A 6,980-nucleotide genomic window follows, 5' to 3' on the forward strand; every position below is an offset into this window, starting at 1 on the left:
AAACCCGCCCTCGGCGATCGCATGCGCTTCAGCCGCGCCGTCTCAATAAAGCCCGCCGGTTCCCGACGTGATGCTGTCGCCGCTCGCCGCGCCCGATGTCCCGCTGTCGAAATCGGTCACGGGTGCGCCGGTGACGACGCCAAGCGTCGGCGTGCCCGAGGCGGTTTGCGGCTCGGTGCCTTCCTTGAAGGCTTCGAGGATCACGTTCGGATCACTGGATGATGCAAGCTGGCCGCTCTTCGCATCGATCTTGACCAGATTGATGCCGGGCGGAATGCGGAACGGGATCGCGGGCTCGCCACCGACTTCTTCCATCATGATGTCGCGGAAAATCGGCGCGGCGGTGCGCCCGCCCGTCTCGGCCCGGCCAAGCGGCGTCGGATTGTCGTAGCCGACGAAGACGCCGACCACGAGATTGGGCGAATAGCCCATGAACCAGGCGTCGCGCTCGTCGCTCGACGTGCCGGTCTTGCCCGCGAGAGGCACGGGCACGACCTTCACCGCCGATCCCGTCCCGCGCTGAATGGCGCCTTCGAGCATCGAGGTGATCTGATAGGCGGTCTGCGCGCTTTCGACCTGCTCGCGATTGTCGGGAAGCTCGGGCGGCAGCTGGTTCGACCAATCCGCATTGCAGTCCGGGCACGGACGATCGTCATGCTTGTAGATCGTGTGGCCCCAACGGTCCTGGATGCGGTCGATCAGTGTCGGCGTGACCTTTCGCCCGCCATTGTCGAGGATGGCAAAGGCGCTTGCGAGCCTCATCAGCGTCGTCTCTCCGGCGCCCAGCGACATGGAAAGAACCGGCTGCATGTTGTCCGTGATGCCGAAGCGGCGGGCATAATCGGCCACGGTATTCATTCCGACGCTCTGTGCGAGGCGCACCGTCATGACGTTGCGCGAGCGCTCAAGCCCGAACCGCAGGGTCGAGGGCCCGAAGAAATTGTGCTCGTAGTTCTCCGGCTTCCAGAGCCCGAGCACGGGCCCCTGATCCATGACGAAAGGCGCGTCGAGCACAAGGCTGGCCGGCGTGAAGCCGTGGTCGAGAGCCGCCGCGTAAACGAAGGGCTTGAAGGACGAGCCGGGCTGGCGCAGCGCCTGCGTCGCGCGATTGAATTCGCTCTGATCGAAGCTGAAGCCGCCCTGCATGGCGAGCACGCGGCCCGTATGCGGGTCCATCGCGATGACGGCGCCATTGACGGCCGGAACCTGGCGCAGCGCGTAGTGATCCGGCGCGGTTTGGCCCTTCTTGTAGATCGGTTCGACACAGATAATGTCGCCGACGGCGAGCGCATCGGACGGCTGCTTCAGAGCCGGGCCGAGATACTTGTCGTTGATCGACTTCCGTGCCCAGGACATTTCCGAGAATGGGAGTGTGCCGGTCTTGATCTCGGTCGAGAATTTGCCGTTGCCGAGTTTTTCGGGGCGCAGTCCGATCTTGGCCGATTGGGGTGACAAATCGAGCACCACGGCCAATGTCCAGGGCGCCAGGTCTTCGGCGAAGGGCCGCTTGGCGAGGGCCTCATGCCAGTTCTCGCCGGGCTGAAGCGTGGCCACCGCGCCGCGATAGCCGTGGCGGCGGTCGTAATCCGTCAGCCCCTTGCGAAGCGCGCGGCGGACGATCGCCTGCAGCCTCGTGTCGATGGTGGTGCGGACATTGAGCCCGCCCTCATAGAGCTTCTGCTCACCAAACTTCGAGTAAAGCTCGCGGCGAACCTCCTCGACGAAATATTGGGTGGAGGCGACCTGCACGCCGACCGGGCGCTGAATGGTGACGAAGGGCTCGGCGAGCGCCGCGCGTGCCTCCTCGGCCGTGATGGCGCTGTCCTCCTGCATCCGGCCGATCACCCAGTTTCGCCGCGCGATCGCACGATCCCGATGGGTGTAGGGATTGTAGTTCTCCGGTCCCTTGGGCAAGGAGGCGAGATAGGCCGCTTCGGCGACCGAAAGCTCGTTGAGCGGCTTGCCAAAATAATTGAGCGCGGCCGCCGCCACGCCATAGCTGCCGCTGCCGAGATAGATTTCGTTCAGATAAAGCTCGAGGATCTTGGCCTTCGAGTAGGCTTTCTCCATTCGCAGCGCGAGCAGGATTTCCGTGATCTTGCGCTGTGCGTTGCGATCGCGCGTCAGAAGGAAATTGCGCGCCACCTGCTGCGTGATGGTCGACGCGCCGACGAGGCGGCGATCGTTGATGACGTTGAAGACGTTGTCGACCATGGCGCGGGCGATGCCGACCGGGTCGATGCCGCTATGGGTATAGAAGTGCTTGTCCTCGGCCGCGAGGAAGGCCTCGATGACGCGGCTCGGGATCGCGTCGATCGGAACATAGAGGCGGCGTTCGCGGGCATATTCCGCGATCAGCGTGCCGTCGCCCGCATGCACGCGGGTCATGACCGGCGGCTCATAATCGGCGAGCTTGGAATAGTCAGGGAGTTCGATGTTCATCTGCCAGAGCAGATAGCCACCGACGAAAAGCACGCCCGCGACGCAAACCAGAAAGACCGCCGCCAGAGCCGTCAGAATTTTCCACAATGGGCTCACCGCCCCATCCTTCTCTCGAACATTGCCGATCGCACACGGGGAGAGGCATATCCGGCCTCCGCGATGCGCCCGACATTTAGCACGGTCTTGCCCCCGATCGAAACCTTCCGGCGAAGGGAGCGTTCGGCTCGGTTAACGGGGCCGCCGCGCGGCCCGTTAGCTGTCAGTTCGGCCCCTCGGCGAGCCGGTCGCCAAAATAGCGGTCTATGGCGCGGACGAAAGAGGTGGCGACGGAGCTGCGCCATTTCGGCGAGGTCAGCTGCTTTTCGTCGGCGCGATTGGTCAGGAAGCCAAGCTCCACCAGCACGGAAGGCACGTCCGGGGCCTTCAGCACCACGAAGCCCGCGAAACGGTGCGCAGGGTCCAGAAGCGCCGTCGAGTGGCGCGCGTAATCGACCACGGACCGCGCGAAACGGACGGAGTAGTTCTTGGTCTCGCGCTGCGCGAGGTCGATCAGAATTCCCGTAACTTCCCTGGACTCGCCCTGAAAATCGATACCGGCGATGACGTCGGAGAGGTTTTCCTTGCGCGCAAGCTCGGCCGCTTCCTTGTCGGAAGCCGTCTCGGAGAGCGTGTAAATCGACATGCCGCGCACATCGGGCTTCGCAATCGAATCCGCATGGATCGATATGAAGAGATCGGCATTGCGCTGGCGGGCGATCTGCACGCGCCCCCGCAGAGGGATGAACACGTCCTTGTCGCGCGTCAGGTGAACTTCATAGCGGCCAGTCGCGCGCAGCTTCTGCGCAAGCTCCTTGCTGAAGGCGAGCACGACATCCTTCTCGACCACGCCGCTCGAACGGCCATGCGTGCCGGGATCGACGCCGCCATGGCCGGGGTCGATGACGACGACGCGGCGATGGGGCACCCTCGCCGCGGGATTTTGCGGCGCGGTCACGGCGCGTTCGGGCTTAGGCTCGATCGAGACGGCCTTGTCCGATCCGGGCAGGCCCGCCGTCCTGAGGAAGCTCGCGCGATCCGTCGGCGCGAGATCGAGCACCACGCGCGGTCCAAAGCCGCCCTGCGGATCGAGCACGAAATTGCGCGAGACGGAGACAGGCCCGGTCGTATCTATGACGACGCGGAACGTGTTGTTCTGGAATTCGCCATAACGGTAATCCGCGATGACGCCCCGCCCTTTCTCGCCGCCGCTCTCGGGCAGGCGCGAGGCGAGATCGGGAAAGTCGACAATCACGCGATAAGGATCGGCGAGCGTGTAGACCTGATAGCGGGCCGGCTTGTTGCCGCTCAGCTCGACCACGAACCGCGTTTCGCCTTCCCGGTCGCCGACGCGGATGCCGGCGATGGCCGAACCGGCCTCGCCGACCGTGGAAGGCCGCGTCTGAGGCGGAAGCGGCGCCGAAGGCTCGGCCGCCGCGCCCGATGCGGGCGGCAGGGCGGCTTCGTTGAAGAGGCGCGTTAGATCGTCGGGCTGACGCCCGGAGGCGGTTTCGGCGCGCGGTGGCGAAAGCGGCAACGTGCCGAGAACGCCCTGGGCGGGCTGCGCCACCGCGAAGGGGGCCGAGAAAGCGAAAAAGGCGAATGCGACGAGAAGCGGCCGCACGAGCGCTCGCAGCCCTGCTCTCCCCCCAGAGATTCGTCGCAGCTTATTGACCATAACGCACCCGCAGCCCACGCCTTTGCGATCGCCGATCGCGGCCGGCCCCCTGCTTGTTCATGCTCCGGCCAAGCGCGGCTGAATCAATGAAGCAGGTCTAAACTATTGTGACGAGAATACTTTATAAACCGTTACAAGGGCGGAAATTTTTACGGTTTTTCAAGGGTTCGGGTGGTTAATGGGAGGTAGCCCCGGACCGGCGCCGATCCGCGATCAAGCATCTCTTGCCAAATCAGGATCGTACCAAGTACAAAACAGGGGCTAGCCGGTTTGGCATCCACCCATCGGTCGCCTGGTCACTGAGATCCGGGCTCCCGGGGTCCGATTAGCCGAAAGGACGCGACGGACAGGCCCCCGCGACATGCGGAACGGCATTTTGCGGTTTGCCGCCCTTTCAGCCCGACTGTGAACACGGTGCCACACCGCAAGAGCGAGTTACGCTCGTCCAGCCCCCTTCGTCCCGTGGATGGAGCGAGCGGGCGACGGCAAGTTCCGCCCGCCCCCGGCGTCTTCAGGGGGTAACGCAAGGTTCCGATGCACGACGCACCGACGCAGTTAAACGGCAGACAGGCAGGACAGGTTCGCTACGCGCACAAGTCTGTCGCCTCACGTCATGCTGCCTGCGGCGTGCTCGTCTCCTCCTCATTTCAGACCCTTTCCGGCCCCAACGCCGCGCCCATCCTCGATGCGGTGGCGGCGACCGGCCGGATTCATCAAATCGGCGCCCGCCCGCGCCCGCTCGGCCGCATGAACTTGCGCCTTGCGATTTGCGGCGGATGGCGCCCTGGAGATTCTCTCAATGGCGAACAAGATGCTCATCGATGCCACCCACCCGGAAGAAACCCGGGTCGTGGTCGTCAGCGGCAACCGGGTTGAAGAATTCGACTTCGAGTCGGAAAGCCGAAAGCAGCTTCGCGGCAATATCTATCTGGCCAAGGTCACGCGCGTTGAGCCGTCGCTTCAGGCGGCTTTCATCGAGTATGGCGGCAACAGGCACGGCTTTCTGGCCTTCAGCGAAATCCATCCCGACTACTACCAGATCCCCGTCGCCGACCGCGAAGCGCTGGTGAAGCAGCAGGCTGCTGCAGCGCGCCGCGAGGCCGAGGAGGAAGATCAGGACGCCGGCGAGGCCGAGCCCGCCGCAGCAGCGCCCGCGCCTGCCGAGGCCGCGGCCCCTGCCGATGCTCCTCACGTCGAGGCGCATCACGACGACGCCGACCATGACGATCACGGCGAGGATGGCGACGGGCCTATCGACCGCGGCGAGACGGAATCGGTTCATTCCGACCAGACGGTCGAGGTCGTCGGCGCGGATGACGCGCTCGACGAGGTCCATGACGACGCCGAACCCCGCAAGCAGCGGCACAACTTCCGCAACTACAAGATCCAGGAAGTCATCAAGCGCCGGCAGATCCTGCTGGTGCAGGTCGTCAAGGAAGAGCGCGGCAACAAGGGCGCGGCGCTCACCACTTTCCTCTCGCTCGCCGGCCGCTATTGCGTGCTGATGCCGAACACGGCGCGGGGCGGCGGCATTTCGCGCAAGATCACGCAGGCCGCGGACCGCAAGAAGCTCAAGGGCATCGCCGAGTCGCTCGAGGTGCCGGAGGGCATGGGCCTCATCATCCGCACGGCGGGCGCCAAGCGCACCAAGGCGGAGATCAAGCGCGACTACGAATATCTGCTGCGCATGTGGGAGAGCGTGCGCGAACTGACGCTCAAATCGATCGCCCCTGCCCTCGTCTATGAGGAAGGCAGCCTCATCAAGCGCTCGATCCGCGACCTCTACGACAAGGATATCGACACCGTCTTCGTCGAGGGCGACGAGGGCTACAAGGAAGCAAAGAACTTCATGCGCATGCTCATGCCGAGCCATGCGAAGAATGTTCAGCCCTACAAGGATCGCCAGCCGCTCTTCCAGAAGCATCAGGTCGAGCAGCAGCTCGATTCCATGTTCAACCCGGTCGTGACGCTGAAATCGGGCGGCTACGTCGTCATCAATCCGACGGAAGCCCTCGTCTCGATCGACGTCAACTCGGGCCGCTCCACCAAGGAGCGCAACATCGAGCAGACGGCGCTTCGGACCAATCTCGAGGCAGCCGAGGAAATCGCGCGCCAGATGCGGCTGCGCGACCTTGCCGGCCTCATCGTGATCGACTTCATCGACATGGAGGAGAACCGGAACAACCGCGCCGTCGAACGCAAGCTGAAGGACGCACTCAAGTTCGACCGGGCGCGCATCCAGGTCGGCCGCATCAGCCATTTCGGCCTTCTCGAAATGTCGCGCCAGCGCATGCGCTCGGGCGTTCTCGAAGGCTCCACGGTCCAGTGCCCGAACTGCCACGGCACGGGCCTCGTCCGCTCGGTCGAATCCATGGCGCTTCATGTGCTGCGCGGCGTCGAGGCCGAAGCGATCAAGGGACGAGCGGCCGCCTTCACCGCCAAGGTGCCGGTCGATGTGGCCGTCTATATTCTCAATCAGAAGCGCGCCAACCTTCTCGACATCGAGGAGCGCTACGGCACGTCGATCTATATCGAGGCCGATCACCTGCTCAAGGGTTCGGAGCACCGGATCGAAGTGGCTGAGGCACGCGCGCTGACGCGGGCGCGTCCGGCACAGGGCGCGATCAACATCGAAACGGCGTTTACGGAAGAAGAGCCCGTCGTCGAGGAAGTGGCCGAGGAAGCCGAAGAAGCGGCCGAAGCGGAAACGCATGCGCGCAAGGGCGAGGAAGAGCATGAAGATGGCGGCCGCCGCAGGCGCCGCCGCCGTCGCAGGCGCGGTGGCCGCCGGGGCGAGGAAGGCGCCGAGGGCATGGAGGCGGAG

At 64.5% G+C, this 6,980-nt stretch carries 3 protein-coding genes; 1 reads left to right on the top strand and 2 read right to left on the bottom strand.

The window, feature by feature from the left end:
• Positions 1 to 42: 42 nt before the first annotated feature.
• Together WBG82_RS01295 and WBG82_RS01300 are read right to left on the bottom strand one after the other, a co-directional pair.
• Positions 43 to 2,538 (bottom strand): penicillin-binding protein 1A, encoded by a 2,496-nt coding sequence (locus WBG82_RS01295; RefSeq protein ID WP_424420398.1) that lies wholly within the window; start codon positions 2,536 to 2,538, stop codon positions 43 to 45.
• 163 nt (positions 2,539 to 2,701) lie between these two features.
• Positions 2,702 to 4,102 carry an N-acetylmuramoyl-L-alanine amidase gene (locus WBG82_RS01300; RefSeq protein ID WP_424420400.1) on the bottom strand — a complete coding sequence of 467 codons (1,401 nt, stop codon included), beginning with the start codon at positions 4,100 to 4,102 and terminating at the stop codon, positions 2,702 to 2,704.
• Between the two features lie 853 nt (positions 4,103 to 4,955).
• Between WBG82_RS01300 and WBG82_RS01305 the strand changes: the two genes are divergently transcribed.
• A partial coding sequence (locus WBG82_RS01305) for an Rne/Rng family ribonuclease (RefSeq protein ID WP_424420403.1) occupies positions 4,956 to 6,980 on the top strand: 2,025 nt, incomplete at its 3' end.

It is taken from the genome of Parvibaculum sp. (assembly GCF_049671045.1).
GTDB lineage: Bacteria > Pseudomonadota > Alphaproteobacteria > Parvibaculales > Parvibaculaceae > Parvibaculum.